This is a genomic window from Citrobacter sp. S55_ASV_140, assembly GCF_018919505.1.
Lineage (GTDB): Bacteria > Pseudomonadota > Gammaproteobacteria > Enterobacterales > Enterobacteriaceae > Citrobacter > Citrobacter werkmanii.
The window spans coordinates 12,149-39,013 of sequence record NZ_JAHLQZ010000025.1 but is presented as its reverse complement, the minus strand read 5'-3'; the positions used below and the strand labels follow the sequence as shown (position 1 = coordinate 39,013).

At 49.5% G+C, this 26,865-nt stretch carries 26 protein-coding genes; 16 read left to right on the top strand and 10 right to left on the bottom strand.

The annotated features are described in order from the left end of the window. The coding region (locus tag KQJ18_RS06655) for a hypothetical protein (protein ID WP_216421709.1) at positions 1-269 on the top strand (269 nt) is incomplete at its 5' end. Between the two features lie 505 nt (positions 270-774). Here KQJ18_RS06655 and KQJ18_RS06650 read toward each other — a convergent pair. From KQJ18_RS06650 to KQJ18_RS06640, 3 genes are all read right to left on the bottom strand, one after another. After that, positions 775-1,179 (bottom strand): hypothetical protein, encoded by a 405-nt coding sequence (locus tag KQJ18_RS06650; RefSeq protein WP_216421708.1) that lies wholly within the window; start codon positions 1,177-1,179, stop codon positions 775-777. Between the two features lie 49 nt (positions 1,180-1,228). Further along, a complete protein-coding gene (locus KQJ18_RS06645; protein ID WP_216421707.1) occupies positions 1,229-1,831 on the bottom strand; it encodes a KilA-N domain-containing protein in 603 nt (200 codons plus the stop codon). A 75-nt stretch (positions 1,832-1,906) separates the two neighbouring features. Further along, positions 1,907-2,329 carry a hypothetical protein gene (locus KQJ18_RS06640; RefSeq protein WP_216421706.1) on the bottom strand — a complete coding sequence of 141 codons (423 nt, stop codon included), beginning with the start codon at positions 2,327-2,329 and terminating at the stop codon, positions 1,907-1,909. A gap of 204 nt (positions 2,330-2,533) precedes the next feature. On the opposite strand from KQJ18_RS06640, the gene folM reads away from it, so the two are divergent. After that, entirely contained in the window at positions 2,534-3,256 is a 723-nt protein-coding gene (gene folM / locus KQJ18_RS06635) for a dihydromonapterin reductase (protein ID WP_216421705.1), read from the top strand. Here the strand turns inward: folM and KQJ18_RS06630 are convergent. Continuing rightward, a complete protein-coding gene (locus tag KQJ18_RS06630; protein ID WP_032939759.1) occupies positions 3,253-3,588 on the bottom strand; it encodes a GlpM family protein in 336 nt (111 codons plus the stop codon). The two genes, folM and KQJ18_RS06630, sit on opposite strands and share 4 nt — an antisense overlap. Before the next feature lie 126 nt (positions 3,589-3,714). Between KQJ18_RS06630 and rstA the strand changes: the two genes are divergently transcribed. Together rstA and KQJ18_RS06620 are read left to right on the top strand one after the other, a co-directional pair. Beyond that, complete coding sequence (gene rstA / locus KQJ18_RS06625) at positions 3,715-4,449, top strand: two-component system response regulator RstA (RefSeq protein WP_170973237.1); 735 nt, start codon at positions 3,715-3,717, stop codon at positions 4,447-4,449. A 243-nt stretch (positions 4,450-4,692) separates the two neighbouring features. Then, positions 4,693-6,033, top strand: coding sequence for an L-cystine transporter (locus KQJ18_RS06620; RefSeq protein ID WP_069324184.1), 1,341 nt, complete (start codon positions 4,693-4,695; stop codon positions 6,031-6,033). Positions 6,034-6,087: 54 nt separating this feature from the next. Here the strand turns inward: KQJ18_RS06620 and KQJ18_RS06615 are convergent, their stop codons facing one another. Then, the gene (locus KQJ18_RS06615) at positions 6,088-7,116 is read right to left on the bottom strand and encodes a HoxN/HupN/NixA family nickel/cobalt transporter (RefSeq protein WP_216421703.1); all 1,029 of its coding nucleotides are present in this window, start codon (positions 7,114-7,116) and stop codon (positions 6,088-6,090) included. Between the two features lie 343 nt (positions 7,117-7,459). Between KQJ18_RS06615 and KQJ18_RS06610 the strand changes: the two genes are divergently transcribed. Further along, positions 7,460-8,251 (top strand): MBL fold metallo-hydrolase, encoded by a 792-nt coding sequence (locus KQJ18_RS06610; RefSeq protein ID WP_121529024.1) that lies wholly within the window; start codon positions 7,460-7,462, stop codon positions 8,249-8,251. A gap of 25 nt (positions 8,252-8,276) precedes the next feature. Here the strand turns inward: KQJ18_RS06610 and KQJ18_RS06605 are convergent, their stop codons facing one another. Beyond that, complete coding sequence (locus KQJ18_RS06605; RefSeq protein WP_085049349.1) at positions 8,277-8,621, bottom strand: DUF1294 domain-containing protein; 345 nt, start codon at positions 8,619-8,621, stop codon at positions 8,277-8,279. 65 nt (positions 8,622-8,686) lie between these two features. Between KQJ18_RS06605 and rstB the strand changes: the two genes are divergently transcribed. Together rstB and tus are read left to right on the top strand one after the other, a co-directional pair. Next, positions 8,687-9,988, top strand: a complete 1,302-nt coding sequence (gene rstB, locus KQJ18_RS06600) for a two-component system sensor histidine kinase RstB (protein ID WP_038640455.1) — start codon at positions 8,687-8,689, stop codon at positions 9,986-9,988. A gap of 74 nt (positions 9,989-10,062) precedes the next feature. Next, a complete protein-coding gene (gene tus / locus KQJ18_RS06595) occupies positions 10,063-10,992 on the top strand; it encodes a DNA replication terminus site-binding protein (protein ID WP_038640452.1) in 930 nt (309 codons plus the stop codon). On the opposite strand, the gene fumC is transcribed toward tus, so the two are convergent. Further along, positions 10,989-12,392: a class II fumarate hydratase gene (fumC, locus tag KQJ18_RS06590; protein ID WP_042308585.1), complete on the bottom strand. Its 1,404-nt coding sequence runs from the start codon at positions 12,390-12,392 to the stop codon at positions 10,989-10,991. The genes tus and fumC overlap by 4 nt on opposite strands. Positions 12,393-12,532: 140 nt before the next feature. Next, the gene (gene fumB / locus KQJ18_RS06585) at positions 12,533-14,179 is read right to left on the bottom strand and encodes a class I fumarate hydratase (protein ID WP_061381392.1); all 1,647 of its coding nucleotides are present in this window, start codon (positions 14,177-14,179) and stop codon (positions 12,533-12,535) included. Between the two features lie 262 nt (positions 14,180-14,441). Here fumB and manA point away from each other — a divergent pair, with 262 nt between their 5' ends. Together manA and KQJ18_RS06575 are read left to right on the top strand one after the other, a co-directional pair. Next, positions 14,442-15,617 carry a mannose-6-phosphate isomerase gene (gene manA, locus KQJ18_RS06580; protein ID WP_185655778.1) on the top strand — a complete coding sequence of 392 codons (1,176 nt, stop codon included), beginning with the start codon at positions 14,442-14,444 and terminating at the stop codon, positions 15,615-15,617. 106 nt (positions 15,618-15,723) lie between these two features. After that, entirely contained in the window at positions 15,724-17,232 is a 1,509-nt protein-coding gene (locus tag KQJ18_RS06575) for a YdgA family protein (protein WP_216421702.1), read from the top strand. A gap of 45 nt (positions 17,233-17,277) precedes the next feature. Here KQJ18_RS06575 and KQJ18_RS06570 read toward each other — a convergent pair whose 3' ends face one another. Then, positions 17,278-18,306, bottom strand: coding sequence for a Mal regulon transcriptional regulator MalI (locus tag KQJ18_RS06570; protein WP_121529020.1), 1,029 nt, complete (start codon positions 18,304-18,306; stop codon positions 17,278-17,280). A 169-nt stretch (positions 18,307-18,475) separates the two neighbouring features. Between KQJ18_RS06570 and malX the strand changes: the two genes are divergently transcribed. After that, complete coding sequence (gene malX, locus KQJ18_RS06565; protein WP_038640441.1) at positions 18,476-20,068, top strand: maltose/glucose-specific PTS transporter subunit IIBC; 1,593 nt, start codon at positions 18,476-18,478, stop codon at positions 20,066-20,068. 10 nt (positions 20,069-20,078) lie between these two features. After that, positions 20,079-21,251 (top strand): MalY/PatB family protein, encoded by a 1,173-nt coding sequence (locus tag KQJ18_RS06560; protein ID WP_216421701.1) that lies wholly within the window; start codon positions 20,079-20,081, stop codon positions 21,249-21,251. A gap of 68 nt (positions 21,252-21,319) precedes the next feature. Here the strand turns inward: KQJ18_RS06560 and KQJ18_RS06555 are convergent, their stop codons facing one another. Beyond that, the gene (locus tag KQJ18_RS06555; protein ID WP_137347316.1) at positions 21,320-22,519 is read right to left on the bottom strand and encodes a zinc-dependent alcohol dehydrogenase; all 1,200 of its coding nucleotides are present in this window, start codon (positions 22,517-22,519) and stop codon (positions 21,320-21,322) included. A 485-nt stretch (positions 22,520-23,004) separates the two neighbouring features. Here KQJ18_RS06555 and KQJ18_RS06550 point away from each other — a divergent pair, with 485 nt between their 5' ends. The 5 genes from KQJ18_RS06550 (at position 23,005) to cydB (ending at position 26,778) form a co-directional block, all read left to right on the top strand. Beyond that, the gene (locus KQJ18_RS06550; protein WP_216421700.1) at positions 23,005-23,190 is read left to right on the top strand and encodes a general stress protein; all 186 of its coding nucleotides are present in this window, start codon (positions 23,005-23,007) and stop codon (positions 23,188-23,190) included. Between the two features lie 92 nt (positions 23,191-23,282). Next, complete coding sequence (locus tag KQJ18_RS06545; protein WP_038640435.1) at positions 23,283-23,780, top strand: ferritin-like domain-containing protein; 498 nt, start codon at positions 23,283-23,285, stop codon at positions 23,778-23,780. A 24-nt stretch (positions 23,781-23,804) separates the two neighbouring features. Next, positions 23,805-24,311, top strand: coding sequence for a ferritin-like domain-containing protein (locus tag KQJ18_RS06540; protein ID WP_038640433.1), 507 nt, complete (start codon positions 23,805-23,807; stop codon positions 24,309-24,311). Positions 24,312-24,361: 50 nt separating this feature from the next. Beyond that, complete coding sequence (locus KQJ18_RS06535) at positions 24,362-25,768, top strand: cytochrome ubiquinol oxidase subunit I (RefSeq protein WP_216421699.1); 1,407 nt, start codon at positions 24,362-24,364, stop codon at positions 25,766-25,768. After that, positions 25,768-26,778 (top strand): cytochrome d ubiquinol oxidase subunit II, encoded by a 1,011-nt coding sequence (gene cydB, locus KQJ18_RS06530; protein ID WP_216421698.1) that lies wholly within the window; start codon positions 25,768-25,770, stop codon positions 26,776-26,778. The genes KQJ18_RS06535 and cydB overlap by 1 nt, the downstream gene beginning before the upstream one ends. Positions 26,779-26,865 lie beyond the last annotated feature (87 nt).

The following is a 26,865-nucleotide window of genomic DNA, read 5'->3' as shown; positions in this document are numbered from 1 at the left end:
CTGATGTTATTACGTCGGTAGTAGAAGAGACTACACAAGCATTAAATAATGCTTCTCTAGATTATTCAGGTTTGTCTATTGCTGATAAGAAAATGTGTATTGATCGTAGCTATACACAAAAACAGATTGATAAATATAAGCTTGATGTATGGCAATCAAAGGTTGAAGGGTTAGATCCTAAGCTACGTACTGAGGCTAAGAATGTGATTGGTGATGATTGGGAAATGATTAAGAAGGTCTATGAAGATATAACTAAGACTAAAAGTTGATAGCCTTTGAGAATAGTAACTAGCAAAGCTACTGTACGATGGGGAGCCTTATTGATGGTTCTCTCGTTCACAGATCTTTCACCGTAAAAATTTTTATACCTCTACTGCGTTAATTCTCGCAGACCAAAAACGGTCTACGGCTTCCCCTTCTAACTACCGCACTAATAAGCCTCCTGCTCTAGAGGTGCAAATATGCACCCTTAGACTTAGCTTCACATTTTTGTGAACTTAATTTTAGCCCTGTTTATTTGCACATTTAATTTTAGAGGGACAAAAATGTCCCCCTAGCGATGCAGCCATAGCTGCAACGGTTATCTGATCAATTCGAGGCTACCAGACAGCCTACAGAGCGTTTAAATGGCACAAGGCAGGCAATCACCTTACCTACAGGCTTGGAGGGCTTACAGAGCGTTACAGGAGGGCTAAATATGGCAAGTCAAATTCCACGGGGGAACAGAGCACATTTTTTGTACTCTGCTTACTTCGATACATTTGGTTTTTAATGCTATTTAGTTCTGTATACTTCGAAATAATTAATATCTTGCATTACATCCGCATAATCATATTCACTATAGAATCTATATATTTCTTCTCTTACCCCATCATAAAGCTCATAGTAATCAGGAGAGTTATGGCTTAAGTCCTGCCAGTGTTTAGGGTCATGTATCCAATTAAACCAAGAGTAATCACCAAATTTATTAACTAATTCTGGAAGCATTTCATCGCATAAATGACTTCTCTCTATTATTAGTAGCTTTGCCGTACATTCAAACTCATAACGCATTTTTCCCCATTGTTTATAATTATTTATAGCAAACGCTTTTTGATGTTTATACGATCTATAGAGAGAGTATAAGGCAATAGAAACAACCACAACAATTGTTATTAATAACCATGATTGGATGTACATTATATTTCCTAATTCTGAATTATTACCTTATTTGAGTTTGACACAATCCTTATACCATTTTCAGAACAGTTAGTGCTTTGATACCTTCGGCAGTCTTGCCAGTGACTGCTAAGTTAATCTGGTCAGTTGCAAACTCAATTGCTTCTGCACGAGGATCAGTTGACATGAAAGTGCTAGCAAACTCTTTACGAATCGGCACACCTTCTTGACGAACAGCGGTACGAACAATCTCACGAACCTTAACCATATCACCACTGACAGCAGCAGTGAAAGCATCCAGAACAGCTTTGTGGAACTCAGCACTTAGCCAAGAAGCATAAGCATAGACAATTTCCTCAATTGCCCACGTACCCGGAGTATAACCACCACGTTTTACCACCAAACCGGAAAATTCAGGTTTGGAATATTTAGCAATTAAATCAGTGGTTTGACTGTTTCTAACCCAATCATTAGGAGCCTTAGAGCGAGGGGCTCCAGATACTCGATGAAGTTGGTTCAGGTTATACATCCCTTTTTCGTTTGGAATTACAGTGTGGACTTCGTTATTCCAAAACAAGTGAAGCGGTTTTGCTTTAGCTGGTTCACCAGAAGCCAAACCTTTCGGTTCCTTCGGTAACACTTTCACTGCATCTGATTTAGCCAGACGGGACATTTGTTCTGCGAATAGCTCCTATTCAGTCGCAGGAAAAGAAAAAGGCCACTCAATGAGCAGCCTTGTTTTATATGGTTAGTCTTGTGAATAGCGCTTCATTTTCACACCATAATTACGCAGATCTTCATTAACATCACGGTATTTGTATTCTTTGAAATGCTCGTACACAAGCTTTCTGATTTCCTCGTATTCGGGATATGGCCCAAATAATTGATCTTGTCTGCTTAGTCTGTCCCAATACTCAGGATTGTTAAGCCACTTCACACGGAAGTTTTGTGATAGTTCTTCACGTAACTCAGGCTTTAGATTCTGACAAAGCCAATCCCTATCCAAAATGAGCAGATCTGCTACGCACTCATACTCGTACTTCATCTTTCCCCATCGCCTGTAGTTGTTGACTGCTAAGGCTTCCCACTTTCTGTACAGCTTGTAGTAATGGTTTATTGCTATAGCGACAACAACCAAGCCCACAACAATTAGCCAAATTGGAATATACATTGTTAATCATCCTTGCCATTAGAAAACAAGGATTTAACAACATCCGATCTAACAATAAAATCAGGATGATGTAACAAACTCCAACAACTTTAGCTCTGTGTGCTACTGTGTACGAATGAGATTGCACCATTTACCAACGTTTCATACACTACTTACACATTGTCTCTTGTAAGTTACTGTTTTTACTAGAGCCGGAATATTACGATGGGTAAAAAGCCCCCTTTGCCGATACTTATCACTGGAGGAGGTCGTCGCATCGGCCTCGCCGTCGCATGGCATTTTCTCAATCAAAGACAGCCAGTTATTGTCAGCTATCGGACGTATTACCCGGCCATTGATGGCTTGTGCGAAGCTGGCGCGTTGTGTATCCAGGCTGACTTTTCTACCGATAAAGGCGTGTTAGCCTTTGCCGATGAGGTTAAAAGGCAGACGAACGGTTTGCGCGCCATTGTGCATAATGCCAGTGCCTGGGTTGCAGAAAAGCCGGGCACGCCGCTAACCGAAGTGCTGTCGGCCATGATGCAGATTCATGTCAATACGCCCTACTTACTCAACCACGCCCTGGAAGAGTTGTTACGCGGTCATGGACATGCAGCCAGCGATATTATCCATTTTACGGATTATGTTGTGGAGCGTGGCAGCGACAAGCACATCGCTTATGCTGCCAGTAAAGCGGCGCTGGACAATATGACTCGCTCGTTCGCCCGCAAACTGGCGCCGGAAGTCAAAGTGAATGCGATTGCCCCCTCGCTGATCCTGTTCAACGAGAGTGACGATGCTGAATATCGCCAGCAGGCTCTGAATAAATCACTGATGAAAACGGCGCCCGGTGAAAAAGAAGTCATTGATTTAATTGACTATCTATTGACCAGTTGCTTTGTCACAGGACGTAGTTTTGCCCTTGATGGCGGGCGTCATCTGCGTTAATGCAGTTTAATCCAACAAAAAATCAGCAACCACGCGCTCAGGCTCCAGCACACTACTGACCCGCCGAGCGCGACGGGTAAGCGCATAAAGCCGGTGAAATACCACAGCGAAACGAGGTAGACAAAATAGGGAATAATCGACCACATGCTGAATACAATGGTGGTACGCAACGCCTCGATTCCACGCTCACTGGCCACGATATAATGGGCAATCAACGCGAATGTCGGGAACAGCGGGATTAATCCAGCAATATAGTAATTCTTTGTTTTAGCGAGCAAACCAATCAACACCACCACCAGCGCACCCAGCGCCGCTTTGATAACGAGTCCCATTACCCTGCCTTAACACATCAATAACATCAGTCCCTAGCATAACGGAAGCAATCTTGTTTAGAAAAGATTAATGGAAGGAAAAACGAGGGCGGTGTATGTTGGCGTTTTATTTTCAAAATGAATGATATGAACACCATTGTATTTGTTGAAGATGATCCTGAAGTTGGCTCGCTGATTGCCGCCTATCTGGCCCGGCATGACATTGAGGTTATTCTTGAACCTCGTGGTGATTTGGCCGAGGAGAGAATCCTGCAAGTTCAACCCGATCTGGTGTTGTTAGATATCATGCTGCCGGGCAAAGACGGGATGACAATCTGCCGCGATTTACGTGGACGCTGGCAGGGTCCGATTGTTCTGCTGACCTCTCTGGACAGCGACATGAACCATATCCTGGCGCTGGAAATGGGGGCCTGCGACTACATCCTTAAAACAACCCCTCCGGCCGTACTGCTTGCGCGACTACGCCTGCATTTGCGTCAGAGCGAACATTCAGCCCAGTCTAAAGGTATTCAGGCAGCGACCATCACGCCGCACACAACGCTACGCTTTGGTACACTCGCTATCGACCCAACCAACCGCTCCGTGTTACTCGGCGGCGAGCAAGTCTCTCTTTCCACCGCCGATTTTGAATTATTGTGGGAGCTGGCGACTCATGCCGGGCAGATAATGGACCGCGATGCGCTGCTGAAGAACCTGCGCGGTGTAAGCTATGACGGTATGGATCGCAGCGTTGATGTGGCGATTTCCCGATTACGTAAAAAACTGCTTGATAACGCCACTGAGCCCTATCGAATCAAAACGGTACGCAACAAAGGTTACCTGTTTGCACCGCACGCCTGGGACGACGAGCCACAGAAATAGTGCCATCAGGCCGGTCTCGCAGATCGGCTGGATTTATCACAATACGTTACACCGTCACGAAAAATTGTTTACAGAACAGGCATACAACCGCTACCCGGCTAGTTTCCACATTTTTTGTGTGGCTGCTAACTTCCCCCCTCTCTATAATCCGTTGCGGTCCTGAACCTTATGGTTCAGGTTTATTTCGCAATAACAAAACTCTTTCCGGCATTTCAGGTGCTGAATGAGGCAAGAGGCTACAATATGTTCGTTACGCTCGCGTATATCGCGTTCTTTTTGGTTTGTTCATGGGCAATTTTCAGAATCAACCAAAAAAGTCACTCTCTTTCAAAAAGTGTCTTCATCGCTATTTTTCTTGGTGCCGTTATCGGCTTATCCCTGCATCTCATTGCTGCCGACGACAGTAAAACAGTGATCGGTTGGTATAACGTTATCGGCAATGGCTATGTGAATTTACTAAAGCTGGTTGCGGTTCCGCTGATTTTCATCTCTATTCTCTCAGCCATTAATAAGCTCGAAAATAGTGCAGGCATTGGGAAAATGTCATTAACCATCGTCGGATGCATGCTCTGCCTGGTAATGATTGCCGGGTTTATTGGGCTACTGACTGCGCATGTATTAGGTCTGGACGCCAGCGCATTTGTTCATATGCAGTCCACGCTGACGGCGGATGATGTGAGTAAAACTGCCGCCATTTCACTACCAAAACTGATGACCTCCCTGATCCCCACGAACATTTTCCTCGATCTAACCGGGGCCAGAAGTGTTTCCGTCATAGGCATTGTTATCTTCACGCTACTTGCCGGCGTGGCATTATTAAAGGTCAAACAAGACGCCCCGCAAGAAGGTGAAAAATTAAGTGCCGGCATTAACGCCATCCAGATTTGGGTGATGAAGATGGTACGTATCGTTATTGCCCTCACCCCTTATGGCGTGATGGCATTAATGGCAGGCGTATTTTCCGCGTATCGACTTGAACAATTTGCCAGTCTGTTAGGCTTTATTGCAGCCTGTTACCTTGCCATTCTGATGATGTTTATCGTCCACGCGCTAATACTGGTGCTGAGTGGCAATAATCCGGTTCACTATTTTAAAACCGTCTGGCCAGTATTAACCTTTGCCTTTGTGTCACGCAGCAGTGCGGCATCTATTCCACTGGCTATTACCGCGCAGGAAAAGTTTGGCGTGCAAAACACCATTGCCAATATTGCGGCCTCATTCGGCTCCAGCATGGGTCAAAACGGCTGCGCCGGGATCTATCCGGCTATTATGGTGGCGATGATTGCGCCAACTATTGGCATTGATCCGCTATCGGTGCATTTTTTGCTCGCCATGCTACCTGCGATTGCGCTGGGTTCTATCGGAGTGGCGGGCGTTGGTGGCGGCGGAACATTTGCTGCGCTGATCGTCCTTTCAACGCTGAACTTCCCTGTCGCGCTGGTGGGGATTTTCATTGCTATCGAGCCTGTCGTTGATATGGCCAGAACGGCACTCAACGTGAATGGTTCGATGATGTCAGGCGTACTGGCTAACAGGCTCCTGAAAAAAAGAGCAGAAGAACCGCAACGCGTGAACGCGAATTAATCAGCCTTCCAGTAAGAACTAAGCCTTCCTGTAAACGGAAGGCTTTCTTTTGTGTCAACTGAATGTCAGTCCGTCGTATTTTTTCCAACGGTAATTCACGGCAGAAATAATCCAGCAGCAGATAAAAACGCCAATAATCACAAAGCCGACATTGCCCATATGCTCACTCAAATTGCTGACGGTATCCCATAATCCTCCCTGGAGTGAAAATGCGTCAGAGAGAAGTCCCAACGCCTCCAGTCCACCGATAAGTAGCGCAACAATCACCGAGGTTCCGGTGATGGTCATATTGTAATAAAGCTTGCGCTGCGGCTTATTAAACGCCCATCCATAGGCCTCAACCATCAGGATGCTGTCAAGGCAATCAATCAGCGCCATCCCGCAGGTAAACAGCGCCGGGAAAACTAATATTGACCAGACCGACATGCCACTGGACGCGCTTGAAGCGGAAATACCCAGCAGAGAAATTTCAGTGGCGGTATCAAAACCCAGACCAAACAGAAAACCGACAAAATACATATGCCAGTCTTTACCTACCAGGCGGAAAGCTGAGCGAAAAATCCAGTTCAAAGGACCTGAAACCGTAATATTTTCCGTGTTACCAGCGTAAGTACCGGTGCGTTTAAGATGGCGAAAAGCCTTCCAGACATGGCAGAAGATAATGAGATTGATAGTGGCCAGAATCAGCAGAAATGCGGCAGAGACCGCGGTACCGATAAGACCGCCGACATTCTGAAACCAGGTCATATGCTGCTTAAAAACGCTGGTGGTCAGCGCAATGCCAATGCTTGCCAGCACAACAATGGTGGAGTGACCAAGGGAAAACCAGGCTCCCGTCGTCAGGGCGCGTTTTTTCTGCTGCATCAGTTTGCGCGTCGCGCTATCTATAGCAGCAATATGGTCGGCATCCACGGCATGGCGCAAACCATAGCACCACGCGATTAGACTCAGCGCCAGTAACGACGTGTTGTTGCTAAACGCGGTGAAAGCCCACAGCCACGCCACAATGTTTGCCCCGATGAGTAAAACCATCAACGAAATAATGTTTGGGCGTTTTTTTAATATTGAAAACAATGCGTTCATTGTTTCCAGCCTGTCAAATTTGCGCTAAACAACACACTACACCGCCGTTCATTGATTGATTAATAAAACGTTTACCAGGCTAATGATAACTCTTAAGAATTACCAACCCAGTGTCATAGATCAAAGTTGATTACCACTGATGCGAGTTCCGCCATCGCTCACTCCGCTACGCACAGGGGTATATAGTCGCGTTGTCCCCCTCTTACAAAAACCGGCTTTAACTCCGAAATCAAGAATCAGGCATTGAAGCATTCCGCAGAAGATTATGGGCCAGAGCACTAATGGGCACATTCTTATGTCTCCGTGTGCCATGCTGATTGTGGTTGTTAAATGAGGAAACGCGATGATTGTTTTATGCAAAGCCTGCGGGACATCCTATGAGAAAACGGATTCTCATCCACAACATTGCGCTATCTGTAATGATGAACGCCAGTATGTCCCCGCGACAGGGCAGAAATGGATCGATTTTTCCGCCCTTTGTGCTTCACATACAAATAAGTGGCAACAACACAACGGCGATCTTCTCAGCATCCGCACCGTTCCTGATTTTGCGATTAATCAGCGGGCATTTATTCTACGTACTCCCGAGGGCAATATTCTGTGGGACTGTATTGCTACGCTCGATGATGCAACGAAAATGCTAATAGCGTCTCTGGGCGGGCTTAAGGCTATTGCGATATCACACCCTCACTACTACACAACGATGCAGGACTGGGCTGCAGAATTTAACGCCCCGATTTACCTCCATGCCAGTGATAGCGAGTGGGTGATGCGCAACAGCCCGTGGATTAGATTTTGGCAAGGCGACACCCTTGAACTCGCCCAGGACGTCAGTGTGATACGACTGGGGGGACACTTTTCCGGCGGCTGTGTTTTGCACTGGGCACGAAATGAAGGCCTGGTGCTTTCCGGCGACATCGTTCAGGTCACACCAGGGACGCATGCCGTCTCCTTTATGTGGAGTTACCCCAATATGCTGCCGCTGCCAGCCGCAACGGTCAGCGACATCACTCACCGCCTGAGTACGGTAAAATTTAAACAACTCTACGGCGCATTTGAGGGAAAAGATATTAAGGACAATGCCGATGAAATCGTACGCCGTTCAGGCGAAAAGTATATCTCCTGCCTTAGATAATCGGGCCGTTTACTCTCTCCCTCACTCAGGAAGATGAAAATGGATAGAACTGATAAACCGCCCCCATCAGCGAGAGACTGACTATCACGCTAATAACAAAATAGGTTTTGAATGGCTGCTTTTGTGTTTTATGGCGGAAAATTTGTTGACCCGCTATCGCGCCCCCCCACCCGCCAACAACACCAAACATCAGCAAAGTAGACTCAGGCACCCTGCGCCAGGCCTTACGAGCGGCCATTTTGTCGAGGCCATATAGCGCCATCGTCAGTATATTGGCAACTATTAGCCACATAACCACAGGTTGTGCGGTGAAAATACAGCCTATTGCTGCGAAAATGAGTAGCAAATAACAACAACGATTGAAATTCATATTTTTATATCACAACAATTTTGAGAGTATCAGTACGCATTATATTGCGTATTCGGTGATTTTATATGAAGAAGCTGTTTGTACAGTTTTATCTCCTGCTGTTTGTCTGCTTTCTGGTGATGACCTTACTGGTCGGCCTTGTATACAAATTCACCGCAGAACGCGCGGGCAGACAGTCGCTCGACGATTTAATGAAAAGCTCGTTGTACCTGATGCGCAGTGAACTGCGCGAGATCCCACCACGTGACTGGGGTAAGACGCTAAAGGAGATGGATTTGAACCTCTCTTTTGATCTTCGCGTTGAACCGCTAAATAAATACACGCTGGATGCCCCAACCATGCAGCGCCTGCGCGAAGGCGATATTGTCGCGCTTGACGATCAGTACACTTTTATTCAACGAATCCCGCGCAGCCATTACGTGCTGGCCGTCGGCCCGGTACCCTATCTCTATTTTCTGCATCAAATGCGCTTGCTGGACATCGCGCTGATGGCGTTCATTGCTATTTCGCTGGCCTTCCCGGTGTTTATCTGGATGCGCCCCCACTGGCAGGAAATGCTCCGACTGGAAGCCGCAGCACAACGTTTTGGTGAGGGGCATCTGGGCGAACGCCTCCATTTTGATAACGGTTCCAGTTTTGAGCGTCTTGGTGTGGCGTTTAACCAGATGGCGGACAATATCAATGCGCTGATCGCCAGTAAAAAACAGCTTATTGATGGTATTGCCCATGAGCTTCGGACTCCACTGGTACGCTTACGTTACCGACTGGAGATGAGTGAGAACCTCACCGAGCAAGAATCTCAGGCACTGAATCGTGATATCGGCCAGTTGGAAGCGTTGATCGAAGAGTTACTGACCTACGCCCGGTTGGATCGCCCACAAAATGAATTGAAGCTTAGCGTACCCGACCTGCCCCTTTGGCTGACAACCCATCTTGAGGATGTGCAAAGCGTCAATCCTGACCATGAGGTGCGGCTACGCCATCTTCAGAGTGGCGACTACGGTGCGCTGGATATGCGCCTGATGGAGCGCGTGCTGGATAATCTGCTGAATAACGCCCTGCGCTATTGCCAGTCGACGGTACAAGCCAGTCTGCAGCTGGACGGTAACCAGGCGACACTGATCGTGGAAGACGACGGTCCGGGTATCGCACCTGCGGCGCGTGAACAAGTTTTTGAGCCATTTGTACGCCTCGATCCCAGTCGTGACCGGGCGACCGGTGGTTGCGGGCTTGGGTTAGCCATCGTCCACTCGATCGCATTGGCTATGGGCGGTACGGTCGTTTGCGATGAAAGTGAACTGGGCGGGGCTCGTTTTTCTTTCAGTTGGCCCGTCTGGCATAACATTCCTGAATTTCCCTCTGCCTGACCCATGCCGCTCGGTGGTCAGGCGGCAAATGTTGTGCTATAAAAAAGTATGTTGTAACTAAAATGGTAAAACACATGGCCCGTTACGATCTCGTTGACCGTCTGAACAGCACCTTCCGCCAGATGGAACAGGAACTGGCGCTGCTGAGCGAAAATTTGTTGCAGCAGACGCTGCTGATTGCGCGCGTGTTCTCGTTACCAGAAGTCGTCAAGGAGGCAGAACATGCCCCTTTGCAGAGCATCGATGTAAAACAACATTTAGGCAAAGAGGCTGAATCGCTGGCACTGCGTCACTATCGCCATCTGTTTATTCAGCAGCAATCCGAGAACCGCAGCAGCAAAGCGGCCGTCCGTCTTCCTGGCGTGTTGTGCTATCAGGTGGATAACGCGGCGCAGCGCGCTCTGGAAGAACAAATTCAGCGTATTAACCAGTTGAAAACGACGTTTGAGCGCATTGTCACGGTGGAATCGGGACTGGCGCCGGCCGCACGTTTCGAATGGGTGCATCGCCACCTGCCAGGACTGATTACGTTGAATGCCTATCGTACCCTCACGCTGGTGAAAGAACCCGCCACCCTGCGCTTTGGCTGGGCTAACAAACACATCATTAAAAACCTGAAGCGCGATGAAGTCCTGCAGCAACTGGAAAAGAGTCTGACGTCGCCGCGCAGCGTACACCCATGGACGCGTGAAGAGTGGCAGGCGAAGCTGGAGCGGGAATATCAGGACATCGCAGCCCTGCCACAGCAGGCAAAACTGAAGATTAAAAGACCGGTGAAAGTGCAGCCCATCGCCCGCGTCTGGTACAAAGGAGAGCAAAAACAGGTGCAATACGCCTGCCCGACGCCGCTGATTGCGCTAATCAACAACAACAACGGTATGACCGTACCCGATATCGGCGAGTTACTGAATTACGATGCCGACAACGTTCAGCATCGTTTTAAACCTCAGGCGCAGCCGTTGAGATTGATTATTCCCCGACTGCACCTGTACGTTGCTGATTAACTGCCCGGTCGCATGCTGCCAACCATCAGTTCCGGTCGTACCCAACTGTCGAACTCCGCTTCGGTTAAATATCCCAGCGCCAGGGCAGATGCTTTTAACGTCAGCCCTTCCTTGTGCGCTTTTTTGGCTATCTCAGCGGCTTTGTCGTAACCGATATGGGTATTGAGTGCGGTAACCAGCATCAGCGACTCGTTGAGTAACTGGTCGATTCGCTCACGATTGGGTGCAATACCCGTCGCGCAATGCTCGTTAAAGCTTTCCATCCCGTCCGCCAGCAAACGCACTGATTGCAGGAAGTTGTGGATGACCATCGGTCGATAAACGTTAAGCTCAAAGTTACCTGACGCCCCGCCCATGTTGATGGCAACATCATTGCCCATCACCTGGCAACAAAGCATGGTCAGCGCCTCACACTGAGTCGGATTGACTTTACCCGGCATAATGGAGCTACCCGGTTCGTTTTCAGGAATTGAAATTTCACCAATACCACAGCGCGGACCGGATGCCAGCCAACGCACATCGTTGGCGATTTTCATCAGTGATGCCGCCAGCCCCTTGAGCGCTCCGTGGGCGTGAACCAACGCATCGCAGGTCGCCAGTGCTTCAAATTTATTCGGTGCAGTAACAAACGGCGCGCAGGTAATGACCTTCAACTCATCCGCGACCCGACGAGCATATTCAGGATGGGTGTTCAGTCCAGTTCCCACCGCCGTTCCCCCCAACGCCAGTTCCGCCACATGGGGTAAACTGTTTTCAATGTGTCTGAGGTTATGTTCGAGCATCGCCACCCAGCCGGAAATTTCCTGCCCAAGCGTAAGCGGGGTCGCATCTTGCAGATGCGTCCGGCCAATTTTGACGATATCGGCAAACGCGTGGGATTTATCACTGAGCGTTTTGGTCAACACCGTTAATTGCGGGATCAGTGATTTGCGCAGCGCCAGCAGCGCGGCAACATGCATCGCTGTCGGAAAGACATCATTCGAACTTTGGCTTTTATTAACATCATCGTTGGGGTGAACTTTTCGCTCCATTCCCCGCACGCCGCCCAGCAATTCGCTGGCACGGTTTGCCAGCACCTCATTCATATTCATATTGCTTTGCGTGCCGGACCCCGTCTGCCAAATGGCCAACGGAAACTCATCCCGATGTTTGTCCGCCAATACTTCATCTGCGGCCTGCATAATCGCGGTGGCTTTATCTTCCGCCAGCAGCCCGAGATCTAAATTAACCTTGGCAGCCGCCCGTTTCGTCAGCGCCAGCGCATGGATCAGCAAGACCGGCATTTTCTCCGTAGAGATACGAAAATGCTCCAGCGAACGTTGGGTTTGCGCCCCCCAAAGCTTATCGGCAGGAACATCAATTGCGCCCATTGAATCATTCTCGCGGCGTACCGTTACCATTACCTGCTCCTTACATTAAGAATTGATTAGGTTATGTTTCGACATTGCCCACTTGCATTGGTCTTATCAGTATTAACGAGGATTAAACTGTCGTTTGGTGGTTCGTGCGGAAAAAAAACCGCCCCTAAGGGCGGCTGACGTTACTTAACGCAGCGTGCGCACTGCGACGTCTGAATTTGCTTGAAGAAATCATTACCTTTGTCATCCACCAGGATAAACGCCGGGAAATCTTCCACTTCAATTTTCCAGATGGCTTCCATCCCCAGTTCAGGATATTCCACGCATTCCAGACTCTTGATACTGCCCTGGGCAAGCACCGCTGCGGGGCCGCCAATGCTACCTAAGTAGAAGCCGCCGTGCTTATGGCAGGCATCGGTCACCTGCTGGCTGCGGTTGCCTTTCGCCAGCATGATCATACTGCCGCCCGCGGCCTGAAGCTGGTCGACATATGAGTCCATACGTCCGGCTGTGGTTGGGCCAAGTGAACCAGAGGCATAGCCTTCCGGCGTTTTTGCCGGACCGGCGTAATAGATCGGGTGATCTTTAACATACTGCGGCAAACTTTCACCGTTATCCAGACGTTCTTTCAGTTTCGCATGCGCAATATCACGACCAACAATAATGGTTCCGTTGAGTGACAGACGCGTGGACACCGGGTACTGCGACAACTGGGCCAGGATCTCTTTCATCGGCCGATTGAGGTCAACGCGCACCGCTTCGCCTTCGCCCGCCTGGCGCAGCTCTTCTGGTATGTATTTACCCGGATTATGCTCAAGTTTTTCGATCCAAATGCCTTCACGGTTGATTTTAGCTTTGATATTTCGATCGGCGGAGCAAGAAACACCCATACCAACCGGACACGACGCGCCGTGACGCGGCAGACGGATCACGCGGATATCATGAGCGAAGTACTTCCCGCCAAACTGCGCGCCCAGCCCCAAATTCTGCGCTTCTATCAACAGTTCTTTTTCCAGCTCCACATCGCGGAATGCCTGACCATGCTCGTTACCTTCGGTCGGCAGTTCGTCGTAGTATTTCGCCGAAGCCAACTTGACGGTTTTCAGCGTCGCTTCCGCCGACGTTCCACCAATCACAAACGCGATATGATACGGCGGACAAGCCGCTGTTCCCAGCGTACGCATCTTCTCGACCAGGTAATTTTTTAATTTGCCCGGCGTGAGCAGCGCTTTGGTTTCCTGGTACAGATAGGTTTTGTTCGCCGAACCACCGCCTTTAGCAATACACAAGAATTTGTATTCATCGCCGTCAACGGTATACAGATCGATCTGCGCCGGCAGGTTAGTGCCAGTGTTCACTTCTTTATACATATCCAGCGCGGCGTTTTGCGAATAGCGCAGGTTGTCTTCGATGTAGGTGTTATAGACCCCTCGTGCCAGTGCCGCTTCATCTCCGCCGCCGGTCCAGACACGCTGACCTTTTTTACCCACGATTATCGCTGTGCCGGTATCCTGACAGGTCGGCAAAATACCTTTCGCCGCGATGTCGGAGTTACGCAGGAATTGCAGGGCCACATATTTGTCGTTTTCGCTGGCCTCAGGGTCACGCAGGATATCAGCAACCTGCTGCTGATGCGCAGGACGCAGCATAAACGAAGCATCATGAAAAGCCTGACGAGCCAGCAGGGTTAGCGCTTGCGGCGCGACTTTAATAACCTCCTGCCCTTCGAATTCGGCAACGGAGACATAGTCGCTGGTCAGCAGATAGTATTCGGTATCATCCTTTTTAAGCGGGAAAGGATGCTGATAATGAAAGGGTTTGTTTGACATTGTGCTCTCACTTACTGCTAGGTCTGGTTATTCTCTGGGCAGATGTTCCATTGCCCTGCTTCCCTGCCGTAAGTCGGGTTGGAGAAGGCAAGGCTTTCTGCAACCGGAAATACTCAGGGTATTAAAAGCGAGTCACCATATCCTACACAATTTTTTAACAAAAACTGAGACAAGTACGACTTTTTACATGCGCAGGTTACTTCCCTCAGGGTTTCTTGGTTTAATAGCCAGAGAAAATTCCACATTCAAACAGGGCTTGAGAATGCAAAAACTCATCAACTCAGTGCAGAACTACGCCTGGGGAAGTAAAACTGCGTTAACGGAACTTTATGGGATTGCCAACCCAACTCAGCAACCGATGGCTGAACTTTGGATGGGGGCGCACCCAAAAAGCAGTTCGCAGGTTCAGAGCGCTGATGGTCAGACGGTTGCTTTACGCGACGTTATTGAACGCGATAAATCCGCGCTATTAGGTGATGCCGTTGCCAAACGCTTCGGTGAACTGCCCTTCCTGTTTAAAGTGCTCTGCGCCGCGCAACCCCTTTCGATTCAGGTTCATCCTAACAAGCACAATTCTGAAATCGGGTTTGCCAAAGAAAACGCCGCCGGGATCCCAATGGATGCCGCCGAGCGCAACTACAAAGATCCTAACCACAAACCAGAACTGGTTTTTGCTTTGACGCCTTTCCTGGCAATGAACGCATTTCGTGAGTTCGCCGAAATTGTTGCGTTATTACAACCCGTTTCCGCCGCGCATCCGGCTATTGCGCATTTCCTGCAGGAGCCGAGTGCAGAGCGTCTGAGCTATCTATTCGCCAGTTTGCTGAATATGCAGGATGAGGAGAAATCCCATGCTCTGGCGATACTGAAATCGGCGCTGAACAGCCAGCAGGGTGAACCCTGGCAAACCATCCGCCTGATCGCCGACTTCTACCCTAACGACAGCGGACTCTTTTCCCCACTGCTGCTCAACGTGGTTAAACTCAATCCCGGCGAGGCCATGTTCTTGTTTGCTGAAACCCCGCACGCCTACCTGCAGGGTGTGGCGCTGGAGGTGATGGCTAACTCAGATAACGTGCTGCGCGCCGGACTGACGCCAAAATATATTGATATCCCGGAACTGGTCGCCAACGTTAAATTTGTCGCTAAACCTGCAAACCAGTTGCTGACCACACCGGTTAAAACGGATGGCGAACTGGACTTCCCCATTCCGGTCGACGATTTCGCCTTCTCCCTACATGAGTTAACGGCCACTGGCGCAGAGATCGGCCAGCAAAGCGCCGCAATTCTGTTCTGCATTGAGGGTGAAGCCGTGTTGAGCAAAGGTGAGCAGCGTCTGGTACTGCAGCCGGGTGAGTCGGCCTTTATTAGTGCGAATGAATCGCCGGTCAACGTCAGCGGCAAGGGCCGTTTAGCTCGGGTTTATAACAAGCTGTAGCAAGATACTGATATTTTTAACAACTCTTGCTAAGCTGTAGTGAGTTAAAGACAAGTCACTCCTCCAGGCGTCTTCAAACGCCTGGTTTTATTTTATGGATATCAAAATGAAAAAATCGCTGGTAGCTGCGGGTGTAGTGGTTGCACTGGGTATCGTCTGGACGGGCGGCGCCTGGTACACAGGTAAAAAACTCGAAACGCATCTCGCCGAGATGGTGACACAGGCAAACAATCAGTTGAAACGCTACTCCCCTGAGGCGGGAATTGAACTGAGTTATCAAAACTATCAGCGCGGCGTGTTCAATAGCCAACTGCAACTGGTGGTTAAACACATCACCGGGCAGCAAGATTCCTGGCTGAAGCCGGGGCAAAGCATCGTCCTTAATGAAACGGTTGATCACGGCCCTTTCCCACTGGCACAGCTGAAGTCGCTGAATCTGGTTCCCGCTATGGCCTCGGTGAAAACAACGTTGGTGAATAACGACGTCACCAAACCACTGTTCGACATTGCCAAAGGTGAAACGCCATTCATCATTAACTCCCGTATCGGTTACAGCGGCGATACCCGCTCCGATCTCTCCCTCAAACCGCTGAACTACGAGAATGGCGATGAAAAAGTGGCCTTCAGCGGCGGGGAATTCCAGTTTACGGCTGACAAAGACGGTAATGCGGTTTCGCTGACTGGCGATGCGCAAAGTGGTCTGGTTAATGCGGTCAATGAGTACAACCAGAAGGTACAAATTACCTTCAATAACCTGAAAACTGAAGGTTCCAGCAGTATCGCCAGCTTTGGTGAGCGTATTGGCGACCAGAAGTTGTCACTCGAAAAACTGTCAATTTCAGTCGAGGGTAAAGAGCTGGCGGTTCTGGAAGGCATGGGTATCGATGGTAAATCCGATCTGATCAACGAGGGTAAAACCGTCAACAGCCAGCTGGATTACACTCTGAACAGCCTTAAACTGCAGGGCCAGGATATGGGTAGCGGCAAACTGACGCTGAAAGTGGGTCAGATTGATGGTGAAGCCCTGCACCAGTTCAGTCAGCAGTATAGCGCCCAGACCAAGGCGTTGATGTCACAGATAGATGTGGTGCAAAACCCGGAGCTATATCAGCAGAAAGTCACCGAAGCCTTCTTTAATGCCCTGCCGATTCTGATGAAAGGCGAACCGGTTATCACCATTGCGCCACTGAGCTGGAAAAATGCGAAAGGTGAAACCGCCTTTAATCTCTCTCTACTGCTGAAAGATCCGACCGCAAACACCGTGGAGCCGCAAACGCTGGCCCAGGAAGTGGATCGCTCCGTCAAATCACTGGACGCTAAGCTGACGATCCCTGTCGACATGGCGACTGAATTCATGACGCAGATTGCCAAACTGGAAGGATATCAGCAGGAAGAAGCGGCGGGTCTGGCGAAGCAGCAGGTTAATGGCCTCGCGGCGATGGGTCAGATGTTCCGTATTACGACGCTGCAGGACAACGTTATCGGTTCCAGCCTGCAATATGCGAACGGTCAGGTAACACTGAACGGACAGAAAATGTCGCTGGATGAGTTTGTTGGCATGTTCGGTATGCCTACCTTTGCTGAGCCGGACGCGCCTGCTGCCCCGCAACAGTAAATACCCCTTACGACAGGCCCGATAACTTTGCTTATCGGGCTTTTTTTATTTCGTGACGACCAGTCGGGCGGCAAGCGTCAGATTGCGCGAATGGCTTTCATCGTGGCCAATGCGTTGTAGCATGCGTTCCGCAAGGGTGTATCCCATTTCACGGGCAGGCGTGCAGGCCCAAATAATGGGAATATCATCCAGCGCGCTTTCCGCCACATCGGCAAATCCGGCCAAGGATATTTGCTGTTCAAAGTAGCGATCTACGCCTGTTTCACCACTCTGTCGCCCTGCTCTCATCAGGCCAAACCAGGCGCCTACGGCAATGGTTTCGTTGTAGCACACCACCGCACTGATTGTGGGATTCCGGCGTAACAGCGCCGTCACCTCTTCCGCGGCCTGCTTTTGGCTGGATGAACACTCCAGCACCCAGTCGCTATGAAACGGCAAACCATACTTTAACAATGTCGCACAATAGCCGCCGACGCGCTCTGCCCTGGTTAATGAAGAGCTTTGCCCGCCCAGCCAGGCAATGCGCTGATGCCCATGACGTATCAGTTGTTCAACCAGAAGTTGCGCGGCCTGCATGTTATCAGGTCTGACGGTGTCAACGTCATCCATATAGCTGGCGCGTGACGCAAACACCACCGGGATCCCTTTCTCAGCGGCCAGTTGCTGTAGCGCGTCACTGCTGCCCGCGGCCCCGGCGATCACCACGCCATCAACCCCTTGATTAAGTAACAGGGTGAAGCGCTGTGTCAGCTGTTCGCCGTCTTTACCGCCGTGCAGTAAGAAGACCATGCGCCCCTGAGCTTCTAATGCTTCCGTCAGCCCCGCCGTTAGCTCGGCGTAAAACGGCGTAGAAAGATCGCGCACGATCAACCCCACTACCCCGCTCTGCCCACCGCGCAGGGCTGATGCTTGGCGATTACGCACAAACCCCAGTTGCTCAATGGCAGCATTTACCCGTTCACCGGTTGCTGATGAAATACGTCCTTTGCCACTGAGTACCAATGAGACGGTACTGACCGAAACACCCGCAGCCAGCGCAACATCATGGATCGTTATTTTTTTGGCTATAGCCATAAAAACAGAAAACTCCCTGATAACGTGACGGATAAAACGTTTTATCAATCACTTATATTTATACCCCCTATTATCGTTCGATAATGTGATTTATACCGCACTAAAATTAGGTAAAACGTTTTATCTTCTCGCCATCATTAGCCAGCCTGATTTAACAAGGAGTCGTTTAATGACGACGAGAACCACACCAAAAATAACGTTATGGGAATTTTTCCAGCAGCTGGGCAAAACTTTTATGTTGCCCGTGGCTCTGCTCTCATTTTGCGGGATCATGTTAGGGATCGGCAGTTCGTTAAGCAGCCACGATGTCTTAACGTTAATCCCGGCGTTAGGAAATCCGGTGCTACAGGCCATCTTTACCTGGATGAGCAAGGTTGGCTCATTTGCGTTTAGCTTCCTACCGGTGATGTTCTGTATTGCCATTCCTCTTGGCCTGGCGCGCGAGAACAAAGGTGTGGCGGCGTTTGCTGGTTTTGTCGGTTACGCGGTAATGAACCTTGCCGTCAACTTCTGGTTAACCGCAAAAGGTATCTTACCCACCACTGATGCGGCGATCCTGAAAGCCAACAACGTGCAAAATATTCTGGGGATTCAGTCGATCGACACCGGGATCCTCGGCGCCGTCATCGCCGGGATCATCGTCTGGATGCTGCATGAACGCTTCCATAACATTCGTCTGCCGGATGCTCTCGCCTTCTTCGGCGGCACTCGCTTCGTTCCCATCATCTCCTCGGTAGTGATGGGCCTGGTCGGTCTGGTCATTCCCCTGATTTGGCCGGTTTTCGCCATGGGCATTACCGGACTCGGTCACATCATCAACAGTGCAGGTGAATTTGGTCCTATGCTGTTTGGCACCGGCGAACGTCTGTTGCTGCCTTTTGGCCTGCATCATATTCTGGTGGCATTGATTCGCTTTACCGAAGCCGGCGGCACGCAGGAAGTCTGTGGTCATAGCGTGAGCGGCGCACTGACTATTTTTCAGGCTCAATTGAGCTGCCCGACAACCCAAGGCTTCTCTGAAAGCGCAACTCGCTTCCTGTCCCAGGGTAAAATGCCAGCGTTCCTCGGCGGGTTACCGGGTGCAGCGTTAGCGATGTATCACTGCGCACGTCCAGAGAATCGTCATAAAATTAAAGGGTTATTAATTTCCGGTCTGATTGCCTGTGTAATTGGTGGTACGACCGAACCTCTTGAGTTCTTGTTCCTGTTCGTGGCCCCGGTTCTGTATGTGATTCACGCTTTGCTTACCGGCCTCGGCTTCACCGTGATGGCGGTGCTTGGCGTTACCATCGGTAACACTGACGGTAACCTGATCGACTTCGTGGTGTTCGGCATCCTGCATGGATTGTCTACCAAGTGGTATCTGGTCCCTGTCGTCGCGGCTATCTGGTTCGCGGTGTATTACGTTATCTTCCGCTTCGCCATCACGCGCTTCAATCTGAAGACACCGGGTCGCGAAGTCGAAATGGCCAGCACTATCGAAAAAGTGATGGCTGGAGCGCCAGGTAAATCGGGATACAACGTGCCAGCTATTCTGGCGGCGTTGGGCGGCGCGGAAAACATTGTTAGCCTGGATAACTGCATTACTCGTTTGCGCTTGTCAGTAAAAGATATGTCGCTTGTTAACGTACAAGCTCTGAAGGACAATCGTGCCATTGGCGTAGTACAACTCAATCAGCATAACCTCCAGGTTGTTATTGGTCCGCAGGTCCAGTCAGTGAAAGACGAAATCGCGGTTCTGATGAATACCGTACAGGCTTAAGGACAACACTATGTTTGATTTTTCAAAGGTTGTGGACAGACACGGCACCTGGTGTACCCAATGGGATTACGTCGCCGACCGTTTTGGCTCAGCCGATCTGCTACCGTTCACCATCTCTGACATGGATTTTGCCACTGCCCCCTGCATTCTTGAGGCGCTTACCCAGCGCCTGTCCCATGGCGTATTGGGTTATAGCCGTTGGAAAAATGATGAATTTTTGGCGGCCATTCAGCACTGGTTTCTTACGCGTCACAATACCAAAATCGATCCTCAGTCGCTGGTATATGGTCCCTCGGTCATCTATATGGTGTCAGAGCTGATTCGCCAGTGGTCTTCCGCGGGTGATGCGGTGGTTATCCACACTCCGGCTTACGACGCGTTTTACAAAGCTATCGAGGGTAATCAGCGCGTGGTACGCGCTGTCGAACTGGAAAAACGCACTGACGGTTGGTACTGCGACATGGTCGCGCTGGAGAGTGCCCTGTCTCGTCCAGAGAGCAAAATTCTTCTGCTCTGTAGCCCACAAAATCCGACGGGTAAAGTGTGGACACGTGATGAGCTGGAAACCATGGCGGAACTGTGCCAGCGCCATGGTGTAAAAGTTATTTCCGATGAGATCCATATGGATATGGTATGGGGAGATCACCCACATATTCCCTGGAGTAACGTCGCACGTGACAGCTGGGCGCTGCTCACTTCCGGTTCAAAAAGTTTTAATATTCCGGCACTGACCGGGGCTTACGGGATGATTGAAGACGCTCAAAGTCGTAACGATTATCTCAGCGCATTAAAAGGTCGCGATGGTCTTTCCTCGCCGGCGGTACTGGCGCTGACCGCTCATATTGCCGCCTATCAACAGGGCGCAAGCTGGCTTGATGCGCTGCGGGATTACCTTGCCAGCAACCTGCATTACGTCTCACGCGAGCTTAATGCCGCATTCCCCGAACTGAGCTGGCAGGTTCCGCAATCTACCTATCTGGCGTGGATTGACCTGCGTCCGCTCAACATTGATGATCGCGAATTGCAGGAAGCGCTTATCCACCAGCAGAAAGTCGCCATCATGCCAGGATACACCTACGGCGAAGAAGGACGCGGTTTTGTGCGCTTGAATGCCGGATGCCCGCGCTCAAAACTTGAAAAAGGCGTTCAGGGATTGATTAACGCCATCCGTACAATTCGTTAAGCAGGTTTGCGCAATGAAAACCTCATTGCGCGCCTTATCAGCCTGACGCCTCCTCCATTAAGCCAGCGTCAATCATTCACCGTGGATAATCCCGCTTTCATTCCCGGTACCAGAATAACTTTTCGACACCCATCTTCCCGTTTCTCAAAAATTTCATATCCTCTTGCGGCATCTTCCAGCGGCATATGGTGCGTCACAATCTCTTCAGGGGTAAGCAATCCCTTCTCTATCAAATTAAGCAGATCAGGTAAGTAAGCATGCACATGTGTCTGCCCCATTTTGAACGTCAATCCCTTATCAAAAGCATCACCAAACATGAATCCGTGGATAAAACCGGCGTAAACGCCAGGGACGCTGACAATTCCTCCCCGGCGCACTGCCGCAATGCATTGCCTGAGCGCTTTTCCGCTACTGCCTTCAATTTTTAATGTGCTGAGTACAGTTTCAGTGAGGCTCCCTTTTGCCTCAAAACCGACGGCATCAATCACCGCATCCACGCCACGATGACCTGCCGTGTTATCAATAATCCATTTTGCGGGATCCTCGTTTTTATCAAAGTTAATGGGAATCGCACCATAGCGTTGTCGTGCAAATTCAAGGCGGTAATCGTTATGATCAATGATAAATATCTGTTCGGCACCGTTGAGACGAGCACAGGCAGCTGTTAATAACCCTACCGGTCCAGCGCCAAAGATAGCAACGCTGGAGCCTGGCTTAATGTCGGCATTCTTCACAGCCTGCCATGCCGTCGGTAAAATATCAGACAGAAAAAGAACCTTTTCATCTGCCAACGTATCCGGCACTTTGAATGGACCTGTGTTCGCTTTTGGCACCCGAACATATTCGGCCTGACCGCCAGGAATACCGCCGTACAGATCGCTGTAGCCAAACAGTGCCGCCGGTGGCGTGATATTCTTGCGGTTCAGCGCTGCGCCGTTGCCACTGTTAGTGCTTTCACACGCGGCATACTGATGAAGTTGACAGAAAAAACATTCGCCACAGGCAATGACAAAGGGTACCACCACGCGATCACCTTTACTTACAGCCGTCACTTGCGATCCCGTTTCAACCACTTCGCCCATAAACTCATGACCAAATATATCGCCATGATGAATTCCAGGGATCTTACCGCGATAAAGATGCAGGTCCGAACCGCATATAGCTGTCGCAGTAACACGCAGAATGATATCATCCGGCTCTTCTATGCCGGGATCTGGCATATTATCAACGCTAACATGATGAGGGCCATGATAAGTCAGTGCTTTCATCATTTTTCTCCTTTAAGTCATCATCTTAAAAGTAAAAAATTATCGTATTTGGCTGGTTCCTTCATTATTTAAGTTAACCATGTTTTCGCTCCGTATTGTTTTTGCCCAAAAGAGTAGTAAGCGTAGAACAAAATGAATACCATGACATTTAATAATGTCATTTTAAGACTGAGCGGAACGCTTCGGTTTTATTGCGATCTATTTATAATTTAAGAAAATTTACAAGAATAATCCTGATCAGGCAATTATGCCTTTATTCCTTCTAAATCTCAGACGGTTACAGCAATTTATTAATTAAACGTCAACCATAATAAGCGAAGCGGTATTTACCGCAATCCATTGAAAATTATCAATACGGACTGATTCGCCTATCAACATTAAATTTGACTTAATACAAATAGCCGCTAACTTTAAGCCTTGAACAACGACGGATACGAAATTATTTTTTTGTATCTGACTGACATAACCGATATATGAGGTGATATATGGCAGAGCATCGTGGTGGTTCCGGTAACTTCGCAGAAGACCGAGAAAAAGCATCAGAAGCGGGCCGTAAAGGCGGTCAACATAGCGGTGGTAACTTCAAAAACGATCCGCAACGCGCATCTGAAGCTGGCAAAAAAGGTGGACAAAGCAGCCACAGTGGTGGCCGTAAGTCTGACAACTCCTGATAGTTAGCGTTATTTTCATCTTTTAATGAAAAGAGTGTCCTGCGGGTCTGTATGAGGCTCGCAGTTATTTTTAACCTCTACAGGATATTAATATGCATATGAAAAGCATTGAAGACGTATTTATTCACTTACTTTCAGATACCTATAGCGCCGAAAAACAATTAACGCGCGGACTGGCTAAACTCGCCAGAGCCGCATCAAGTGAAAAGCTCAGCAAAGCCTTTAATGCCCACCTGGAAGAAACTCAGGGGCAAATTGAACGTATTGACCAAATCGTTGAGCAAGAGCCGGGAATTAAGATTAAACGCATGAAATGTGTGGCGATGGAAGGCTTAATTGAAGAGGCTAATGAGGTTATTGAAAGCACCGAGAAAAATGAAGTACGCGATGCGGCATTAATCGCAGCCGCACAGAAAGTGGAACATTATGAAATTGCCAGCTACGGCACACTGGCAACCCTGGCAGAACAACTTGGATATAAAAAAGCCGTAAAACTCCTCGCAGAAACGCTTGAAGAAGAGAAACAAACCGATCTGAAATTAACCGATCTTGCGGTTGGTAACATTAATAAAGACGCTGAAAAACGATAACCATACTGACACGAGGAAATTACGATGAATCACTTAGAACATTACCATGACTGGCTACGCGATGCGCACGCGATGGAAAAGCAAGCGGAGTCAATGCTGGAATCGATGGCGAGTCGTATCGATAATTATCCTGATTTGCGTGCCAGAATTGAGCAACATATTAATGAAACAAAACGGCAAATTACTCTGCTGGAAGAGATCCTCGATCGAAACGATATCTCGCGCTCTGTATTAAAAGACTCAATGAGTAAAATGGCGGCTTTTGGCCAGTCGATTGGCGGCATGTTTCCTTCTGACGAAATTGTAAAAGGCGCAATTAGCGGCTATGTATTCGAGCAATTTGAAATAGCCTGCTACACATCGCTTTTGGCCGCCGCAAAAAAGGTCGGTGATACCGCCTCTATCCCCGCTATCGAAACGATTCTGGCAGAGGAACGTGAGATGGCCGACTGGCTGATTAAACATATTCCGCAAACGACAGAACAATTTCTCTTACGGTCTGACGCTGACGGCGTTGTAGCCAAAAAATAATCTCATTACGCTCTGCTTCAGGCAGAGCTTCCTCGGATGGGGTCTGTACCGTGCCTGAACTTGACGCTTTTTATTTAGCCCGTTTTCAGTTCGCCTTCACTGTCTCTTTCCATATTCTTTTTCCCGCGATTACGATTGGACTGGCCAGCTATCTGGTGGTGCTGGAGGGGATGTGGCTGCGCACGCGAAACAATCTCTGGCGCTCGCTCTATAATTTCTGGCTGCAAATCTTCGCCGTCAATTTTGGGATGGGCGTCGTATCCGGCCTGGTAATGGCTTATCAGTTTGGTACCAACTGGAGCGGCTTTTCGCAATTTGCCGGCAGTATTACCGGACCACTGCTGCTTTATGAAGTCCTGACCGCCTTTTTCCTCGAAGCGGGCTTCCTTGGCGTAATGTTATTCGGCTGGAATAAAGTATCTCCAGCGCTGCATTTCTTCACCACCTGTATGGTGGCGCTGGGCACGTTGCTATCTACCTTTTGGATCCTGGCTTCCAACAGTTGGATGCAAACACCTCAAGGTTTTAGCCTCGAAAATGGGCATGTCATTCCCCAGGATTGGCTGGCTATCATATTTAACCCTTCATTTCCGTATCGCTTATTGCATATGTCGATTGCTGCTTTTCTGAGTAGCGCGATGTTCGTTGGCGCATCTGCCGCCTGGCATTTACTCCGCGGTAACGATACCCCTGCCATTCGTAAAATGTTTTCGATGGCGTTGTGGATGGCTCTGATTGTCGCCCCTATTCAGGCCGTTGTTGGAGATACGCATGGCCTCAATACCCTTGAGCATCAGCCTGCGAAAATAGCGGCCATTGAGGGACACTGGGAGAATCCCCCCGGAGAGGCGACGCCGTTGACGCTGTTTGGCATGCCTGACATGGAGGAAGAGCGCACCAAATACGCTCTGGCGATCCCTGCGCTGGGCAGTCTGATTCTGACCCATAGCCTGGACAAGCAGGTTCCAGCGCTGAAGGATTTTCCCAAGGAAGATCGCCCCAACTCCGCAATTGTATTTTGGTCGTTTCGCATCATGGTTGGCATGGGCGTGTTGATGATCGCCCTGGGTATCTGCAGTGTCTGGTTACGTTGGCGCAAACGCCTGTACCATTCCCGCCCATTCCAGTGGTTTGCGCTTTTGATGGGGCCTGCCGGACTATTGGCCTTACTGGCCGGCTGGGTGACCACGGAAGTTGGCCGCCAGCCCTGGGTCGTATACGGTTTTTTGCGCACGAGGGATGCCGTTTCATTGCACAGCACAACGCAAATGGTCATCAGTTTGCTGGTATTTATCGTCGTTTATAGCACCGTCTTTGGCGTGGGTTATCACTACATATTCAGGCTGATTAAAAAAGGACCTCAGCCGGTCAGTGAACTGACCTCACAAACCGATGGCACCCCTGCGCGTCCGCTTTCCGCCGCAGAACCGGTAACGGATGAAGAGGAGAAAATCTGATGGACATCGATATCACCGTAATCTGGTTTATTATCATTGTCTTTGCCACGCTGATGTACATCGTAATGGACGGTTTCGATTTGGGCATTGGTATGTTGTTTAGCATTGTACATGCCCCCAGCGAGCGAGATGTGATGGTGAACAGCGTGGCCCCCGTCTGGGACGGGAACGAAACCTGGCTGGTGCTCGGTGGTGCCGGTCTCTTTGGCGCATTCCCTCTGGCTTATGCTGTGATTGCTGACGCACTGGCAATTCCACTCACGATGATGCTAATTGGGTTGATTTTTCGCGGCGTGGCATTTGAGTTTCGCTTTAAAGCCACACCTTCGCATCGGCTATTTTGGGACTACGCCTTTGCCGGCGGCTCGTTGCTGGCGACCGTGAGTCAGGGTATCGTTGTTGGCGCCATGATTAACGGCTTCGATATAGCAGAACGACGCTTTGCCGGGTCGGCCTTGGATTGGTTGACCCCATTTAATGTGTTTTGCGGACTCGGACTGGTTGCCGCCTATCTGTTACTCGGCACCACCTGGCTGATAATGAAAAGCGATGGCGCGCTTCAGGAACGGATGCGTAAATTAACGCGCTATGTTTTGCTCGCTCTGCTGGCGGTTATTGCCGTGGTCAGCATCTGGCCCCCCCTTAGCTGGCAATACATCGCAGAGCGCTGGTTCACGCTACCTAATTTCTACTGGTTTGTGCCGGTCCCCATTCTGGTGACGATATTCAGCCTGTGGATTTGGCGTCTGAGCAGCGACAACACCAGCCATGCACGACCTTTTATCCTGACGCTGGGATTGATCTTTCTGGGTTTTAGCGGCTTAGGCATCAGCCTGTGGCCCTATATTATTCCGCCGCATATTACCTTATGGGATGCGGCGGCTCCTCCTGCAAGTCAGATGTTTATGCTGGTTGGCACGCTTATTATTATTCCGGTCATTCTGATGTATACGGCATGGAGCTACTATGTCTTTCGCGGCAAAGTATCTGACGGAGAAGGCTACCATTGACCAGGATAGCACGCCGATCGCCTGACTCATTGAAAATCTGAAATAAATGCCCACAATGTGACCCTTTTACAAAGTGTTGGCGCGCTT

Coding starts and splice junctions, on each gene's coding strand:
- KQJ18_RS06650 (WP_216421708.1), bottom strand. CDS start 1,179: ATGTACATCCAATCATGGTTATTAATAACAATTGTTGTGGTTGTTTCT.
- KQJ18_RS06645 (WP_216421707.1), bottom strand. CDS start 1,831: ATGTCCCGTCTGGCTAAATCAGATGCAGTGAAAGTGTTACCGAAGGAA.
- KQJ18_RS06640 (WP_216421706.1), bottom strand. CDS start 2,329: ATGTATATTCCAATTTGGCTAATTGTTGTGGGCTTGGTTGTTGTCGCT.
- folM (WP_216421705.1), top strand. CDS start 2,534: ATGGGTAAAAAGCCCCCTTTGCCGATACTTATCACTGGAGGAGGTCGT.
- KQJ18_RS06630 (WP_032939759.1), bottom strand. CDS start 3,588: ATGGGACTCGTTATCAAAGCGGCGCTGGGTGCGCTGGTGGTGGTGTTG.
- rstA (WP_170973237.1), top strand. CDS start 3,715: ATGAACACCATTGTATTTGTTGAAGATGATCCTGAAGTTGGCTCGCTG.
- KQJ18_RS06620 (WP_069324184.1), top strand. CDS start 4,693: ATGTTCGTTACGCTCGCGTATATCGCGTTCTTTTTGGTTTGTTCATGG.
- KQJ18_RS06615 (WP_216421703.1), bottom strand. CDS start 7,116: ATGAACGCATTGTTTTCAATATTAAAAAAACGCCCAAACATTATTTCG.
- KQJ18_RS06610 (WP_121529024.1), top strand. CDS start 7,460: ATGATTGTTTTATGCAAAGCCTGCGGGACATCCTATGAGAAAACGGAT.
- KQJ18_RS06605 (WP_085049349.1), bottom strand. CDS start 8,621: ATGAATTTCAATCGTTGTTGTTATTTGCTACTCATTTTCGCAGCAATA.
- rstB (WP_038640455.1), top strand. CDS start 8,687: ATGAAGAAGCTGTTTGTACAGTTTTATCTCCTGCTGTTTGTCTGCTTT.
- tus (WP_038640452.1), top strand. CDS start 10,063: ATGGCCCGTTACGATCTCGTTGACCGTCTGAACAGCACCTTCCGCCAG.
- fumC (WP_042308585.1), bottom strand. CDS start 12,392: ATGGTAACGGTACGCCGCGAGAATGATTCAATGGGCGCAATTGATGTT.
- fumB (WP_061381392.1), bottom strand. CDS start 14,179: ATGTCAAACAAACCCTTTCATTATCAGCATCCTTTCCCGCTTAAAAAG.
- manA (WP_185655778.1), top strand. CDS start 14,442: ATGCAAAAACTCATCAACTCAGTGCAGAACTACGCCTGGGGAAGTAAA.
- KQJ18_RS06575 (WP_216421702.1), top strand. CDS start 15,724: ATGAAAAAATCGCTGGTAGCTGCGGGTGTAGTGGTTGCACTGGGTATC.
- KQJ18_RS06570 (WP_121529020.1), bottom strand. CDS start 18,306: ATGGCTATAGCCAAAAAAATAACGATCCATGATGTTGCGCTGGCTGCG.
- malX (WP_038640441.1), top strand. CDS start 18,476: ATGACGACGAGAACCACACCAAAAATAACGTTATGGGAATTTTTCCAG.
- KQJ18_RS06560 (WP_216421701.1), top strand. CDS start 20,079: ATGTTTGATTTTTCAAAGGTTGTGGACAGACACGGCACCTGGTGTACC.
- KQJ18_RS06555 (WP_137347316.1), bottom strand. CDS start 22,519: ATGAAAGCACTGACTTATCATGGCCCTCATCATGTTAGCGTTGATAAT.
- KQJ18_RS06550 (WP_216421700.1), top strand. CDS start 23,005: ATGGCAGAGCATCGTGGTGGTTCCGGTAACTTCGCAGAAGACCGAGAA.
- KQJ18_RS06545 (WP_038640435.1), top strand. CDS start 23,283: ATGCATATGAAAAGCATTGAAGACGTATTTATTCACTTACTTTCAGAT.
- KQJ18_RS06540 (WP_038640433.1), top strand. CDS start 23,805: ATGAATCACTTAGAACATTACCATGACTGGCTACGCGATGCGCACGCG.
- cydB (WP_216421698.1), top strand. CDS start 25,768: ATGGACATCGATATCACCGTAATCTGGTTTATTATCATTGTCTTTGCC.